Below are 14,790 nucleotides of genomic sequence, written 5' to 3'. Positions count from 1 at the left end.
GGCGCCGCCCACGCCTGCGACGTCTCGGGCGTTGCGGCGCCTGCTGCTCCTGGCCGCCTTCCTGGTATTCCTCGCCGGCCTCCAGCTCTTCGTCTTCCCCGAGCGCACGGCCGACTGGTTCGCCTGGACCATCGCGCCCCCGATGACGGCGGTGTTCCTCGGCGCCGCGTACTGGTCCAGCGCGGTGCTGGAGGTCGCCGGCGCCCGCGCCGCGGACTGGCACCGGGCACGGGTGGCGGTGGGCAGCGTGCTGGTGTTCACGACCCTCACGCTGGTCGTGACGCTGGTGCACCTCGACAGGTTCCACCTCGGCGCCGAGCACCCGGCCGGCGCGCGGGCCATCACCTGGGGCTGGCTGGCGATCTACCTGCTGGTCCCGGTGGCGCTGTCGGTGGTCGGGGTGGTCGAGCTGAGGCGGGCCCGGACCGGGGCCGGGGCCGCGCCGGGACGTCGGCTGCCGGTGCCGCTGCGGTCCCTCCTGCTCGTTCTCGGGGTGGTCCTGGTCGGGACCGGGGTGGTGCTCCTGGTGGCGCCCGACACCGCCTCGACACTGTGGTCGTGGCCGCTCACCCCGCTCACCGCGCGCGCTGTCGGAGCCTGGCTGGTCGGGCTCGGCTGGGCGGCCGGGCACGCCGGGCTCATCGACGATGTCCTCGCCGTCCGTCCGGTCGGCTTCACGGGCGTGACCTTCGTGGTCCTCCAGGCGGTGGCGCTGGCCCGGTACGGCGAGGACCTCTCCTCGGGACCCGCTGCGGCGGCGTACGGCGTCGGGCTGGCCGCCATCGGCGTCGCGGCCGTCTGGATCCTGGCCCTCGGAACCGCGCGGCGCGGGCCCTAGGTCCGCGACGGAGAAGGAGGCCCACCGTGCGCGAGGTCGTGCTCTACACGCTGTTGTCCCTGGACGGCGTCGCCGAGGAGCCCGGGAACTGGATGTTCGAGGCGGACGACGGGGTCTTCGAGAACCTCGCCGGCGTGATCGCCACCCAGGACGACGTCCTGCTCGGTCGCGGGACCTACGACTACTGGGCCGGCTACTGGCCCACCGCCCAGGTCCAGCCGTTCGCCGACTTCATCAACGGCACGACCAAGCACGTCTTCACCTCCAGTCGGCCGGACCGGCCCTGGTCCACAAGCGTGGTGGCGGACGCCCCGCTCGTCCCGTACGTGGAGCGGCTCAGGCACGGTGCGGGACGTGACATCGGCGTCCACGGCAGCATCGGGCTCGCCCAGGACCTCCTCGCGGCCGACCTCGTCGACCGGCTCGAGCTGGTCGTCGTGCCCACGGTCGCCGGCTCGGGGCGGCGGCTGTTCACGGACACCGCCGACCTGCGTCGCCTCCACCTGGTCAAGACGGCGCGCTCCAGCACCGGCTGCGTCCTCCTCGGCTACGGACGCCGCTGACCGGCTCGCGCCCGGGCCCTCGGCGTCCCGCCGGTGACCGCTACCGGACCGACGGCGCGTTCGGGCCGACCCGCTCGGCCAGCCACGCCAGCCGCTGCGCGTCGTCGGGCGAGAGCGCGTCGGAGATGACGTGCGGGCAGACCCGGCCGTAGTAGTCGGTCACGGGTCCGTCGGACTCGCGCACCAGCATCCCGGCGGCCTCGTTGTCGATGACCCACGAGCCCAGCACGACGTGGTTGCCGTCGAAGACCGGCAGCTCGGTGTAGGCCTGGTAGACGAACCCCTCGGTGCCGTACGCCCCGGGCATGACCAGGTCCTCGAGGGCGTCGGCGAGGTGGATGCGGATGTTGTCGCCCTCGCGGCCGTGCAGCGGCTTGGCGACCCAGTTCTCCAGGTCGCCGGGGGAGTCGAAGTACGCCGGCAGCAGCAGCGGGTGGCCGGGGTTGCGCTCCCACAGCACCGGCAGCAGCGCCTTGGTGGAGAGCATCGCCTTCCAGGCCGGCTCGAACCAGTTCACCGGGCGCGCCTCGCGCTGCTCGACGAGGTGCCGTCCGAAGGCCTCGCCGAGCATCTCCTCCCAGGCGTAGAGCTTGAAGGCGTTGCGGACGGGGTAGTCGTTGACGTCGCGGAACTCGCGGGCGTCGGGGTTCCAGCCGACCTCGGCCATCGGGTGCGCCATCGTGGCGAACCCCGCCTGGACCGCGGTGTCCATCAGGTAGTGCGCGGTCATCTCCATCTCGCCGTCGTCGTAGCTCTCGCCCTCGCCGAGGTCGTAGAAGAAGTGCAGCTCGTTGCCGGTGGTGGCCCCGGAGGTGCGCAGCCGTTGCCAGCCGGCGACGAGCCGCTCGTGGACGCTGTTCCACTGGTCGAGCTCGGGCAGCCGGTCCTCGAGCCAGCGCCACTGGACGACGCCGGCCTCGACGAGCCCGGTCGGGGTGTCGCCGTTGATCTCGAGCATCTTGATCGTCCCGTCGGCGCCGTAGACGAGGTCGAAGCGGGAGTAGAGCGAGGGGTCCTGGCGGCCGATGGACCGCTGAACGACCTCCATCGTGCCCGCCGGGAGGCCCAGGCGCTGGTCGGTCATCGTGGCCGCCATGTGGCCGGCCGCGTCGAGGCACATCGCCCACAGCTCCTCGGTGGCGGCCTCCAGCGTGTTGACCTCGTCGCCGGTGAACTCATACCAGGCCGACTCGTTCCAGTACGGCCGCTTGGTCCCGTCGGGCAGCTCGGTGACGGGGAAGACGAGCCCCTGCTCGGTGACGATCCGCTCCCAGTCAGGACGCGGCTTGATCCGGTGGCGCCACATCAGGCGATGCTGGCGCAGACGATGGCCGCGACCGAGAGCGCGGTCGCGGAGGCGAGGTAGGCCAGCGGGCGGACCGGGCCGGGCTCGCACACGATCTGGCGCAGGTTCCCGGGCGTGACCGCGTCGATGGCGAAGAGCATGGCGGCGTTGAGCGCCACGCCGAGGATCCCGAAGGAGACCGTCCAGGCCAGCGCCCAGCCGAGGTCGGTGGCGCCGTTGGTCCAGATGGCGGTGAAGAGCACCAGCGCGTTGGAGACCATCCAGGCTGCGGCGACCAGGGCGGCGGAGCGCGACTGGAGGTGGACCGATGCCTTGCCGGAGTCGTCGGTGCCGTGCAGGTGGCTGCCGAGGTGGCCGGGGGTCACCAGGTCCAGGACGTAGTAGGCGACGATGAGGATGAGGCCGGAGACCAGCGCGTAGACGATGGCGTGCAGCAGGGCGTTGAGCAGGTCGTTCACTGGTTCTCCTGGTCGAGGTTCAAGGGGGTCAGGACGAGAAGCCGCGGCTGGAGCCGCCGAACCCGCCCTTGGTGGTCGTGGACTTCACGCTGGAGCCGCCGGTCGTGGGGAGCCCGCCGCGCTGGACGGTGCCGTTGAGCCCGGAGCCCCGCCAGGTCCCGCCGCTGGCCAGCCCACCCACGGCCGGGACCCGGGAGCTGGCGCCGAGGTAGTACCAGAAGAAGCCGGAGCCGACGCTGGAGCCGTTGTACTCGGAGTCGTCGTCGCACTCCTTGTCCTCGACCCGCTCCTGGGTCTCGGGGTCCACGCAGACCGCTGCGTAGTCGGCCGAGGACGCGCAGCCGGTCAGGCCGGAGGCCGCGAGGGCGGTGATGCCGATCGCGACGCTGGCAGAGCGCATGCGCCGGCGGGGCGTGGTGGTCATCGGTCCTGCTTTCGGATTGAGCGGTGGGTCAGGGTGAGGTACGCGAGGCCGGATCCCAGGACCACGGCGACGGCGGCCAGGGAGGTCGTCGAGCTGTCGCGCACGCTCAGGACGAGCGCTGTGGTGAAGGTACCCGCCGCGGTCAGCGGTAGGACCACCCGGCGCGCGGGGCGCTCGGCGCGGCCCCGCCGGCCGAAGTAGAACGGGACCGCCGCGCAGGTGAGCGCGTAGTAGGAGGAGACCAGCATCGCGGTGGCGGCGACCGAGTCGGCCAGGACCGCCTCGCTGGTCAGGACCAGGACGGCGTAGACGAACGCGGCCAGCGCGGTGAAGACCCAGGTCGCCACGGCGGGGGAGCCGTGGGAGCTGACGCGGGAGAGTGCGGGCGGCAGGTCGCCGCGCCGCGACATCGAGAACATGCTCCGCGCCGAGGGCAGGATGGTGGTCTGGGCGCTGGCCAGGGCGGAGACCAGGACAGCGCCGGCGAGCACCGTGCCCCCGGCCGACCCCATCAGGCTGGTCGCGAACACCGCGAGCACGTCGTCCTCACCGACCGCGGCCAGGCGGTCGACGCCGGCGTACGACGTCACGGCCCAGGCGAACCCGGCGTACAGCACGACCAGGACCGCCATCGCGGCCAGCGCGGCGCGGACCGGGGTGCCGGCGGGGTCGTGGGACTCCTCGTTGACCGAGAAGGAGGAGTCCCAGCCCCAGTAGAGGAACACCGCCACGAGGAAGGCCGCGACCACGCCCGAGGTGGTCAGGTCGACGCCCGCCGCCGGGGACCCCGCCGGAGACGCCGGGGCCAGCGGGTCGACCGCGGCGGCCCGGACGGCGAAGCCGACCAGCAGCACCGCCTCGACGGTGAAGAGGACCACCTGGGTGCGGGCGGCCAGCGTGATGCCGCGGCTGGCCAGTCCGGCCATCACCACGAGCAGGACGATGCCGGCGGCCGCCTGGGCGAGCCGGGAGTCGGCGAGGGCGTCCAGGCCGACCACTGTGTAGAGGTAGATGGCGGCGGCCTGCATCAGGTTGGTCATCACCAGCACGCAGGCGGCGATCACGACCCAGCCGCCGAGGAACCCGACCCGGCGCCCGAACGGCTTCGAGGTCCAGGCGTAGCAGGTCCCGCAGTCGGGCTCGGCGGCGTTGAGCTCGCCGAAGGCGAGCACGACCAGGACGACGGGCACCGCGGAGAGCGCCAGCAGCAGCGGGGTCGCCTCCGCGACCAGGGAGGCCAGGAGGCCGACCGTGACGGCCAGCGAGTACGCCGGCGCGGTGGAGGCGAGCGAGAAGACCGTCGAGACGGCGAGCCCGACCGACCGCGGGGCCAGCCTGCCGGGCTGCGGTGCCGCCCCGGGGAGGCGCTGCCCCGGGTGCGCCGGAGCCGCGGGCCTGGGCTCGGGCATCGGCGGTTCCTCGGGGTGAGTGGGCTGCGGCCGGCTCGTCGACGTCGGCTCGGCAGGCACCGCCCAGCCTAGTTGACGCCCGACGCGGCTGCGGGAGGGTTGGGGACGAAAGACCGCTCAGCCGTCCGCCGGCGACGGGGTGCTCGCCGGGCGGCGCTCGCTGGCCCACAGCCGGAACAGCAGGTACGCCGAGACGGCGCAGAGCAGGTGCCAGACAGCGTGCCCCTGCAGGATCGAGTGCGGGTCGCACCAGGCCCGCTTCGTGACGTTCCAGATCCCGAACGCCACCAGGATCGCGCCGAGCGCTCCGGCCCCCCAGCGCAGGTCCGTGCGCAGGTCGTCCGCGCTGCGTCGCCACAGCCGGACCTCGAGCACGACCGCCGCCAGCAGCAGCGCCGCGAACGCGACGTTGCCGGCGTGCTCGACGACCGGGACCTCGCCGGCGTACCGCCCGATGAGCTCGCAGAGCCCGACCAGGGCCACGAAGAGGGTGCCGAAGAACGACCGGCCGCGACCCGTCCACCGCATCAGGGCGTAGGCCGCGGCGAACGACGCGACCAGATACATGCTCAGCATGTCCAGGTCGCCGCCCGCCTCCGCCTGGGTGGCGTGCATGGCGGCGCTGGCGGGGCCGAGCAGCACCACGACGCAGGCGTACGCCGTGGCCAGGCCCCGGCTGTTCGGGCCCCGGCTGCTCAGGCCCCGGCGGGGGAGGACGTCGCCGAGCAGGTCGGCCCGGCCCGCGCGCCAGGCGACCAGGAGCCCGGCGACGACGAACCCGAGGTTGGAGAAGGTGTTGGCGGGCTGCTTCACGAACCCGTCGCGGGCCGCCTCGCAGAACCCGTCGCCGCGGCCCACGTCGGGTCCGAGCCAGCCCTGCCCGACCGCGAGCACGAGGAGGCCGGTCGAGACCACCGCCACGGCACCGGCGAGGGCGAGCGGGACCAGGGACCGGCGCGGCCGCCCCGGGCGGCGTCCGTCAGTGGGCGAGGCGGGCCACCCGGCCGCCGCCGCCGGCGGCCCAGCAGGAGCCGTCGGCGGTGCAGTCCAGGGCGTGGTAGCCGGTGCCGGTGACCCGGGTCCAGCTGCGGCCCTCATCGGTGCTGATGCTGGTGCCCCGCACCTCGCCGGACTCGCCGGTGACCAGCAGCGGGCGTCCGCGCAGCGGGAGGTACGCCGCGTCCTCGGCCAGGTGGGTCAGGTCGCCGGCGCTGCGCCAGACGGTGCCACGGCGGGTGGTCGCGACGGCGTCGACACCGTCGGCGGGGTCGGCGAAGTCCCCGCCCACGGCGACGCCCTGCCACGGCGTACGGAACGCCAGCGCGAACACGCCGGCGGACTCGCCCGCCGGGATCGTGGACTCGGTAGCGGTCCAGGTCCGGCCGAAGTCGGTGGAGCGGAAGACCCGGGCGGCGCCGCCGCCGGTCCCGAAGTACGCCGCGTGGCCGGCGGTGACCAGGCAGTCGCCGCTGGCGGCGAAGCCGAACTCGGTCGGGGCCTCGGGCATCCCCTCGTCGGGGAGCACCGACCAGGACCGGCCGAAGTCGCGGGTGGCGAGGATCCGGAACTTCCCGTCGACCGGGTCGCTCATCGCCAGGCCCCGGCGGCCGCCGGGATAGAAGGCCATGCAGTCGTAGAACGCGGCGGGGTCGTCGTTGACGAAGGACGTTCGCCAGCTGGCGCCGCCGTTGGTGGTCCGGTAGATCCGGGACGCCTCGCCCGGGCCGATCGCGAGGATCACCGCCTCCTTGGCGCTGCGGGCCTCGACGTCGCGGAACATCAGGCCCTCGGTGCCGGGCGGGCTCACGTCCTCCCAGTCCCGGCCGCCGTCGGTGGTCCGGAACACCCGCCCGGGGCCGCCCTCGGTGACGCTGCCGCCGCTCACCCAGGCCGTGCGGCGGTTCACCGCGTCCAGGCCGCGGAAGCCCTGGTCGGCGTCGAGCACGCTCTCGCGCCAGGACAGGCGGGGCTCCGCCCCGTGGCCGGGCGGGCTGTGCTGGCCCGCGGCGCCTCCGGCGTACGCCGTGCCGCCGAGGAGGGAGGAGCCCAGGAGGGCGGTGGACAGGAGGAGTGCTCCGAGTCGGGCCATGTCGGCACCCTTCCGCAGGGCGGGGGTCCTGTCCAGGGTCCCGGTCAGGCGCTTGGCGGCCGGCCGCCGGCCAGGACCGCGAGGACGGGGTCGCCCCAGCGGGCCAGGGTCTTCGGCCCGATGCCGGGGACGTCGACGAGCTGGTCGCGCCCGGTCGGGTTCTGCTGGGCGAGCGCCACCAGGGTCCGGTCGGGGAGCACGAAGAACGGCCGCAGGCCGAGCTCGCCCGCCCGGTCGCGGCGCCAGGCGTCGAGCGCGTCGTAGCGTCCGCGTGCGGCCGGATCGAGGTCGCCGAGGGTGGGGGCAGGGCTGGCGGTGCTGGTCCGGGTCCGGGCGCCGCGGCGGCCGGGCCGCTTCCTGCTGGTACGCCGGCGCCGGGCGGCGCGGGCGGGCCTGGGCTTCGGCGGCGCCGCGACCGGCCGGTCCCGGCGCAGCTCCACGCGGACCTCGCCGTCGAGCACCAGCGCCGCGCTCTCGGTGACCCGCAGTCCCTGGCGACCCAGCACGTCGCGGGTCAGGTGCCGCTCGGCCACCAGCTGCCGGGCCACGGCCGCCCAGCCCGGCTCCGGCGGCTCGGTCCCCGCCTCCTCGAGTACCTGGAGAACCTGCTCGAGGTCGGCCTGCTGCCGGCGCCGGCCGAGGTCGGCGACGACCGCGAGCAGCTGTCGGGCGGCGGGTGTGGCGTCGTACACCGCGGGCGGGTCCGTGCAGGCGTCGCAGCGCCCGCACCGCTCGGGTACCGGCTGGCCGAAGTAGCCGAGCAGGCGGGCCCGCCGGCAGCGCACCGTCTCGCAGAGCGCGAGCATCGAGTCCAGGTTCGCGCCCTGGACCCGGCGCTGGACGACCCCGCCGGGGGAGCGGGCGATGAACCGGCGCAGCTGTGCGACGTCGGCCGTCCCGTAGGCGAGCCAGGCCGTCGCTGGAAGTCCGTCCCGGCCGGCGCGGCCGGTCTCCTGGTAGTAGCCCTCCACCGACTTCGGCAGGTCCAGGTGGGTCACGAACCGGACATCGGGCTTGTCGATGCCCATCCCGAACGCGATCGTCGCGACCACGACCAGCGGCGACTCGTGCAGGAACCGGCGCTGGTTCGTGGTGCGGACCGCCGCGGGCAGGCCGGCGTGGTAGGGCAGCGCCGCCACCCCGTGGGCGGTGAGGAACCTCGCGGTCTCCTCGACGGAGCGGCGGGTGAGGCAGTAGACGATGCCGGAGTCGCCGGCGTGCTCGCGGGTGAGCAGGCCGAGGAGCTGCTGGTGGGGGTCGTTCTTCGCGACGATCCGGTACTCGATGTTCGGCCGGTCGAACGACGCGACGAACCGCCCGGCCCCGTCGGCGCCGAGGCGGAGCCCGAGCCGCTCGGCGATCTCCGCGGCAGTCGCCGTGGTCGCAGTCGCGGTCAGCGCGACCCGGGGCACCTCGGGGAAGCGCTCGGTCAGCCGCGCGATGGTCAGGTAGTCGGGCCGGAAGTCGTGGCCCCAGGAGGCGACGCAGTGCGCCTCGTCGATCGCGATCACGCTGATCGGGGCGCGACCGAGGAGCTCCAGGGTGCCGGGGGCGGCCAGCCGCTCGGGAGAGAGGTAGAGCAGGTCGAGCTCGCCGGAGGCGTACGCGCGGGCCACCTCGCGGCGCTCGTCGGGCTCCAGCGAGGAGTTCCAGGACGCCGCCCGCACGCCGCGCGCGGCCAGCGCGGAGACCTGGTCGTGCATCAGCGCGATCAGCGGGGAGACCACGATCCCGGTGCCGGGGCGGACCAGCGCGGGGACCTGGTAGCACAGCGACTTGCCGGCGCCCGTCGGCATCAGCACCAGCGCGTCCCGGCCGGCGACGACGGCCTCGACGACCTCGGCCTGCTGGCCGCGGAACTCCGGGAAGCCGAACGTGGTCCGCAGGACCTGCAGCGGGGTCAGGTCGGGGCGGTGCACGGGCCTACGGTCTCCTACCGCCGGTCGGTGACCGTCGCCGCCCCGCCTGGCCGGGTCCCGGAGACCACGAGCATCGAGCATGGCCCGACGAACCCGTCCGCCTGCCGGGGATCTCCTGCTCGCTGCTTCAGCAGCGCCTGGACCACCTGGACCACCTGGACCACCTGGAACGCAGCGTGGTGACCCGGGTCGAGCCGAGGCACGGTGTCGCCATGAGTACCGGCTGACACACCGGCCGGTCGTGACCTCGAGGGTGTGATCATGGCGGTCCGGGAGTGGGCCGTGTGCTGGATGTTCACCGAGCCGGAGCCCCGTGAGGTCGACCCCGTGCCGCTCACCTGGTGGATGTCGCGCCGGGTCGTGACCGCAGTCGGCTCGAGGCCGGGTCGGGCTGAGTCGTCCGGCTCTCGTACGTCGCCTACCAGCCGCGCCAGTCGAGGTCCGGCCACGGGCCGCGCTGCGGCCCGAACTTGTTGCGGCCCATGATCTCGGCGCCGATGTTGTGCTCGAAGTTCCGGGTCAGGTAGTCGTCCAGGCCCCGGCTCCCGCCGGGCTCCGTGCGCCGCGGCCAGCTGGCCGTCGCGCCGGCCCAGGCGAAGAGCCGCTCCGGCGCCGGCAGCCCGAACGGCTGCTCGAGGGTCTGGCCCTCGCCGGCGCCGATGCCGTCACTCGAGACGTTGAAGTTCTGAACTCGCAGGAGCTGGGTCACGCGTCCCCCTTCGTCGGGCTCGACGGTCGTCCGACTCCGGGTGCCGCGGGAACTCATCGGTGGTCTCGGCGCCGAGGTCGTCGAGAACCTCGCGGACGTGGGCACTCGGGGCGACGTGCTCCTGGGGGCGGCACCGTCGACTACGGGCCGGCTACTGGCCCAGCGCCCGGCTGCTGCGACAACAGCTGGTGGGGTCGGGGGGATTTCGGCGCTCGAATTCGTCCCGACCCCACCTGTTTCTCGGATCGGCCGACCTACCCCACCTGTTTTTTCGGCAGACGGGACGGGAGCGCGCAGCGGGTCAGCTGCCGCCGGCGGGCAGGGCCTCGAGCAGGATCTCCGGGTTGTCGCGGGCGGTGACGTTGGCGCGCCACTGGTCCACGAAGAGCGCGAGGTGGGTGCCGTCGGTGCGCTGGAGCACCTCGACGCCGCGCTTGCCCTTCAGGGCCGTGGCGCCGTCCGCGTCGGTACGGCGCGCGACCTGGTAGTCCAGGCGCGAGAACTTGATGGGGGAGTTGAACTCGTTCTTCATCCGCTCCTCGACCACCTCGAACTGCAGCGGGCCGACCGCGGCGAGCACCGGGCTCTGGTCGCCGCGCAGGTCGGAGCGGAGCACCTGGACGACGCCCTCCTGGTCGAGCTGCTCGATGCCGCGGCGGAACTGCTTGTAGCGGCCGATGTCGCCGGCGGTGGCCGACCGGAAGTGCTCGGGGGCGAAGCTCGGCACCGGCGGGTACTCGATCGGCGCCCCGTCGTACACGGTGTCGCCGACGCGCAGGGCCTGGGCGTTGACGAAGCCGATGATGTCGCCCGGCGACGCGTGGTCGACCGAGGCGGTGTCGCGGCCGAAGACCGACTGGGCGTACTTGGTGGCGAACGGGCGGCCGGTGGCGGCGTGGGTGAGCACCATGCCGCGCTCGAACTGGCCGGAGACCACCCGGGCATAGGCGAGCCGGTCGCGGTGGGCGTTGTTCATGCCCGACTGCACCTTGAAGATGAACGCGCTGAAGTCGTCGTCGACGTCGCGGACCGAGCCGTCGACGCCGGCGGTCGCGCTCGGGCCGGGCGCCAGCTCGAGCAGCAGGTCGAGCAGCTGGGCGACACCGAAGTTCTGCAGCGCCGAGGCGAACATCACCGGGGTGGACTCGCCGGCCAGGAAGCGCTTCTGGTCGTGGTCGGCGTCGTCGAGGGTGAGCAGCTCGTGGCCCTCCACGGCCTCGGCCCAGACCTCGGCGTCGGCGGCGTCGACCTCGGCGGCCGGCATTCGGCGCTCGGGGGCGATCGTGGCGCCGCCGGCGGTGCGGGTGTACTTGATGAACTCGCCGGTACGCCGGTCGAGCACGCCGCGGAAGTCGCCGGCCTCGCCGACCGGCCAGGTCAGCGGCGTCGGGCGCAGCTTGATCTGGCGCTCGATCTCGTCGAGCAGCCCCAGCGGCGACAGGCCGGGGCGGTCCCACTTGTTGATCACGGTGATCACCGGGATGCCGCGCAGCGCGCAGACCTGGAACAGCTTGAGGGTCTGCGGCTCCAGCCCCTTTCCGGCGTCGACCAGCATCACTGCCGAGTCGACGGCCGACAGCACCCGGTAGGTGTCCTCGGAGAAGTCGCTGTGGCCGGGGGTGTCGACCAGGTTCACCACGTGGTCGCGGTAGGTGAACTGCAGCGCGGCGGAGGTGATCGAGATGCCGCGGGCCTTCTCCATCGCCATCCAGTCGGAGACGGTCGCGCGCCGGTCGCCCTTGCCGTGCACGGCACCGGCCTCGGTGATCACGCGGGCGTGCAGCGCGAGGGCCTCGGTCAGGGTGGACTTGCCGGCGTCCGGGTGGCTGATGACAGCGAAGGTGCGGCGGGGGCGGGTATCGGCCACCCGCGCAACCTACCCGCTGGCCGGGCCGCGGACGTAATGCTGATGACGCGGTCCCGTGGGTCAGGAGCCTCGGCACCCCGGGTCAGCTCGAGCTTGAACAGGATCGCGGGCCTCGGGATGGTGCGGGTGCATGCGCGAGGTCGACGGGGCCCGCTCGCCTGCATCGGCGAGCCGCTGGCGCTGCTCGACGTGACGGGTCAGCCAGCCACGCCCCACGAGCACTTCGGCCTCCGCCGTCAGGTCGTCCTCCGGGCGGAGGTAGGACAACGTGGCCTCCCGCATCTCGGGCACGGTCATCGCCGCGCCGTCGGGGGAGATGTCGTTCGCCGAGAGATGGCGCAGCGACCAGAGCCGGGGCTGGTTTTCCCCCTTCTCGGCTCGGCGTCGGGCCCCTGCTCTCCCGTCATGGCGTATCCCTTCCTGGTGTCTCAGCGCCGGTGCCGGCGCGATCGGCAGGCGTTGCGACGACGGTAGGACCTCAAGTCTTGTTGAGGTCAAGCACTCGACGGCGAAGGCAAGCGCAAGGCCCTCGCCGACGGCGTCCTGCTCTGCTCCCGGCACCACCATCTGATCCACGACGACCGCTACCTCCACGCCCGGATGCCGAACGGCGACATCCGCTTCGCCGGGCGGCGTGAGTTGACCTGCACGCGGCGGATTCGTACGTTGCCCCGATGCCTCCCCGCCGTGATCCCACTCCCAGGCGACCCGACGTCACGGGGATCGAGATCGTCGGCGGGGTCGAGAAGCGCGACCTCGTCATCGCGGAGTACGACGCGAGCTGGCCGGTCAGCTATCGGGAGCACGCGTCACGAATCCGCGCGGCCCTGGGCGCGACGGCTCGGCAGCTCGAGCACATCGGGTCGACCTCGGTGCCTGGCCTGGCCGCGAAGCCGATCATCGACATCCTCGTCACCGTCGGTGACATCACCGCCGAGGAGGACTACCTCGACCCGTTGATCGCCGCCGGGTACGTCCTGCGGGTGCGCGAGCCTGGCCACCGGCTGGTCCGCACCCCCGAGCTGGACGTCCACGTCCACATCCTCCAGACGGGCGACAGTGCAGCGGAGGACTATCTGGTCTTTCGGGACCGCCTGCGCCGCGACGAGGGAGACCGCGGGTTGTACGAGCGGACCAAGCGCGCCCTGGTCGAGCGGGACTGGCCCGACATGAACGCGTACGCCGACGCCAAGACGGACGTGATCGCCGAGATCAGGGGCCGCGCCGGCCGCGCGTCTGAGCGCCCCTAGGGGCTGGCCTCGGTGCCGGGCCCGGGCTCAGCGCGGATCGGCCTCGTCCCGCTCGTGGTCCGCCCGATCCGGCTTGCGCCAGACCGAGACGAACCTCCCGGCAGGTGCCAGGTGGCGGGCTGCATTGCGGAAGCAGGCGACCTGCTCGGGCTGGGTCCGGAGGTTCCCGATGGTGTTCCAGACCAGGTAGACGAGCGAGAACCGCCCCGGGACCGCGGTCGTGGCCATGTCGCCGACCACGACCGGGATGTCGGTCCGCTTCGTGCGGAGCTCGTCGGCCATCGGCTGCGAGAGCTCGATGCCGCTCACCGCTACGCCCCGCTCGGCCAGCGGCACGGCCACCCGTCCCGTGCCGATCGCGAATTCCAGGGCCGGGCCGTCGCCGGCCAGATCGGCCAGAAGCGGAGTGCCGGCTCCAGGACGTCCGGGGCGAACATGAAGGCCGAGCTCTCGTCGTACGCCTGGGCCGTCTCGGCGTCCCACAGATCGCTGCTGGTCATGGTGGCAGCCTGCTCGGCGAGACGGGCTGTGCCCACCGAATTAGTCGGCGCCTAGGACGGAGCGCCGGAGGTGCCGAGCGTGATCAGCTGCGGCTCGGCCGGCCCGCAGCAGCCACCGCCGCTCCCGTCCGCCGCGTCGGCCGGCTGCTCGTCGAAGCTGCCGGACCCGCCGCAGACACCGGACTCCGGCAGCACGAGCTCGACGCGTGCCGCGGCCTCGTGGTCTCCGGCGATGGCCGCGACGACGCTGCGGGTCTGCTCGAAGCCGGTCAGTGCCAGGAACGAGGGCGCTCGTCCGTAGGACTTCATCCCGACCAGGTAGAGGCCCGGCTCGGGCTGGGCGAGCTCGCCGGCGCCGTGCGGGTAGACAGTGCCGCAGGAGTGGACGTTCGGGTCGATGAGGGGCGCCAGCCGGGTCGGGGCGGACAGGACCGGGTCCAGGTCGAGACGCACCTCGGAGAGGAACGACAGGTCGGGCCGGAATCCGGTGACGACGATGACCTCGTCGACGGCGTCGAGGGCCGTGCCGTCGACGCTGGTGAGGACGAGCGTGCCGTCCTGGGCCGGGGCGTCGGTGACGTCCGCGGTGCGGAAGGACGTGACGACCTCGACGTGGCCGGACTCGACGGCGGACCGGGCTCGGTCGCCGAGGGCGCCGCGGGCCTCCAGCTGGTCGTTGTCGCCGCCGCCGAACGCGTCGCCGGTCGCGGCGCGGCGTACCAGCCAGGAGATGCGGGTGCCGGGGTGGTCCTCGGCCAGGGCGGCGAGCCCGACGAGGGTGTTCTGCGCCGACGCGCCGGTGCCCGCGACCGCGACGTGCTTGCCGGCGTACCGCGCGGCGGTCGCGGGGTCGGTGAGGTCGGGGATGCCGTAGCGGATCCGGTAGGCGTGGGTGTCCTCGCCGATGGCCGGAAGGCCGTCCCCGCCCAGCGGGCTCGGGGTGCCCCAGGTGCCGGAGGCGTCGATGACCGCCGCCGCCTCCATCCGGATCCGGCCCCGGGCCGTCTGCACGTGGACGGCGAACGGGCTGTCCTCCCGGCCGGAGTCGACCATCCGGTCCCGGCCGCGCTTCGCCAGACCCACCACGCGGTGCCCGTACCGGATCTCGACCTCGTCGGTCGCGGCGAGCGCCTCGGCGAGCGGAGCGAGGTACTGCTCGGCCCAGGCCCGACCGGTCGGGTAGGACTGCGGGTCGGGCGCCGTCCAGCCGGCGGCGGCGAGGAGCTCGGCCGCGGCGGGGTCGACGAGCTCGGACCAGGCGGAGAACAGCCGGACGTGGCCCCACTCGCGCACGGCGGCGCCGGCGGTCGGCCCGGCCTCCAGGACGATGCTGGTCAGGCCGCGGGACCGGGCGTGGGCGGCGGCGGCGAGCCCGATGGGCCCGGCTCCGACGATCACGAGGGGCAGGTTGTCGCTCGGCATGGTGGCCTCTTTCGAACGCAGGACGGGGCTCGCGGA

The 14,790-nt window shown here is 73.7% G+C and carries 15 protein-coding genes; 3 read left to right on the top strand and 12 right to left on the bottom strand.

The features are described 5' to 3' along the window. Positions 1–31: 31 nt before the first annotated feature. Both EBO35_RS12585 and EBO35_RS12580 read left to right on the top strand, forming a co-directional pair. Entirely contained in the window at positions 32–838 is an 807-nt protein-coding gene (locus EBO35_RS12585; RefSeq protein WP_122818014.1) for a hypothetical protein, read from the top strand. Between the two features lie 26 nt (positions 839–864). Continuing rightward, the gene (locus EBO35_RS12580; RefSeq protein WP_122818013.1) at positions 865–1,401 is read left to right on the top strand and encodes a dihydrofolate reductase family protein; all 537 of its coding nucleotides are present in this window, start codon (positions 865–867) and stop codon (positions 1,399–1,401) included. A gap of 40 nt (positions 1,402–1,441) precedes the next feature. Here EBO35_RS12580 and EBO35_RS12575 read toward each other — a convergent pair whose 3' ends face one another. The 10 genes from EBO35_RS12575 to EBO35_RS19755 all read right to left on the bottom strand — a co-directional run bounded on the left by EBO35_RS12575 (position 1,442) and on the right by EBO35_RS19755 (position 12,158). Next, the gene (locus EBO35_RS12575; protein WP_122818012.1) at positions 1,442–2,707 is read right to left on the bottom strand and encodes a glutathionylspermidine synthase family protein; all 1,266 of its coding nucleotides are present in this window, start codon (positions 2,705–2,707) and stop codon (positions 1,442–1,444) included. Beyond that, a complete protein-coding gene (locus tag EBO35_RS12570) occupies positions 2,707–3,165 on the bottom strand; it encodes a DUF350 domain-containing protein (RefSeq protein ID WP_122818011.1) in 459 nt (152 codons plus the stop codon). Before EBO35_RS12570 ends, EBO35_RS12575 begins: the two co-directional genes overlap by 1 nt. A 28-nt stretch (positions 3,166–3,193) precedes the next feature. Continuing rightward, entirely contained in the window at positions 3,194–3,589 is a 396-nt protein-coding gene (locus EBO35_RS12565) for a hypothetical protein (protein ID WP_241153678.1), read from the bottom strand. Beyond that, on the bottom strand, positions 3,586–4,998 hold the full coding sequence (locus EBO35_RS12560) for an APC family permease (RefSeq protein WP_122818010.1): 1,413 nt from the start codon (positions 4,996–4,998) through the stop codon (positions 3,586–3,588). Before EBO35_RS12560 ends, EBO35_RS12565 begins: the two co-directional genes overlap by 4 nt. A gap of 117 nt (positions 4,999–5,115) precedes the next feature. Beyond that, complete coding sequence (locus EBO35_RS12555; protein ID WP_241153677.1) at positions 5,116–5,913, bottom strand: ceramidase domain-containing protein; 798 nt, start codon at positions 5,911–5,913, stop codon at positions 5,116–5,118. Positions 5,914–5,977: 64 nt separating this feature from the next. Continuing rightward, positions 5,978–7,087: a beta propeller repeat protein gene (locus tag EBO35_RS12550; RefSeq protein ID WP_122818008.1), complete on the bottom strand. Its 1,110-nt coding sequence runs from the start codon at positions 7,085–7,087 to the stop codon at positions 5,978–5,980. A gap of 44 nt (positions 7,088–7,131) precedes the next feature. After that, entirely contained in the window at positions 7,132–9,006 is a 1,875-nt protein-coding gene (locus EBO35_RS12545) for a RecQ family ATP-dependent DNA helicase (protein ID WP_241153676.1), read from the bottom strand. Between the two features lie 418 nt (positions 9,007–9,424). Then, positions 9,425–9,715, bottom strand: a complete 291-nt coding sequence (locus EBO35_RS12535) for a hypothetical protein (protein ID WP_206422556.1) — start codon at positions 9,713–9,715, stop codon at positions 9,425–9,427. Between the two features lie 301 nt (positions 9,716–10,016). After that, the gene (locus tag EBO35_RS12530) at positions 10,017–11,582 is read right to left on the bottom strand and encodes a peptide chain release factor 3 (protein WP_122818006.1); all 1,566 of its coding nucleotides are present in this window, start codon (positions 11,580–11,582) and stop codon (positions 10,017–10,019) included. 60 nt (positions 11,583–11,642) lie between these two features. Then, a complete protein-coding gene (locus tag EBO35_RS19755; RefSeq protein ID WP_206422555.1) occupies positions 11,643–12,158 on the bottom strand; it encodes a hypothetical protein in 516 nt (171 codons plus the stop codon). 98 nt (positions 12,159–12,256) lie between these two features. Between EBO35_RS19755 and EBO35_RS12520 the strand changes: the two genes are divergently transcribed. Further along, entirely contained in the window at positions 12,257–12,832 is a 576-nt protein-coding gene (locus EBO35_RS12520; protein WP_122818005.1) for a GrpB family protein, read from the top strand. A gap of 27 nt (positions 12,833–12,859) precedes the next feature. Here the strand turns inward: EBO35_RS12520 and EBO35_RS12515 are convergent, their stop codons facing one another. Next, positions 12,860–13,174, bottom strand: coding sequence for a methyltransferase domain-containing protein (locus EBO35_RS12515; protein WP_241153675.1), 315 nt, complete (start codon positions 13,172–13,174; stop codon positions 12,860–12,862). Between the two features lie 209 nt (positions 13,175–13,383). Next, entirely contained in the window at positions 13,384–14,754 is a 1,371-nt protein-coding gene (locus EBO35_RS12510) for an NAD(P)-binding domain-containing protein (RefSeq protein ID WP_122818004.1), read from the bottom strand. Between the last annotated feature and the right edge of the window lie 36 nt (positions 14,755–14,790).

The sequence above is a fragment of the Nocardioides pantholopis genome, assembly GCF_003710085.1.
GTDB lineage: Bacteria > Actinomycetota > Actinomycetes > Propionibacteriales > Nocardioidaceae > Nocardioides > Nocardioides pantholopis.
Note: the sequence above shows the minus strand (reverse complement) of the source record. Positions and strands in the feature narration are given on the sequence as shown.

What these genes read in the sequence shown, in the direction of transcription:
- EBO35_RS12550 (WP_122818008.1), bottom strand. Translation starts at nt 7,087, where the DNA reads ATGGCCCGACTCGGAGCACTCCTCCTGTCCACCGCCCTCCTGGGCTCC.
- EBO35_RS12520 (WP_122818005.1), top strand. Translation starts at nt 12,257, where the DNA reads ATGCCTCCCCGCCGTGATCCCACTCCCAGGCGACCCGACGTCACGGGG.
- EBO35_RS12565 (WP_241153678.1), bottom strand. Translation starts at nt 3,589, where the DNA reads ATGACCACCACGCCCCGCCGGCGCATGCGCTCTGCCAGCGTCGCGATC.
- EBO35_RS12575 (WP_122818012.1), bottom strand. Translation starts at nt 2,707, where the DNA reads ATGTGGCGCCACCGGATCAAGCCGCGTCCTGACTGGGAGCGGATCGTC.
- EBO35_RS12560 (WP_122818010.1), bottom strand. Translation starts at nt 4,998, where the DNA reads ATGCCCGAGCCCAGGCCCGCGGCTCCGGCGCACCCGGGGCAGCGCCTC.
- EBO35_RS12510 (WP_122818004.1), bottom strand. Translation starts at nt 14,754, where the DNA reads ATGCCGAGCGACAACCTGCCCCTCGTGATCGTCGGAGCCGGGCCCATC.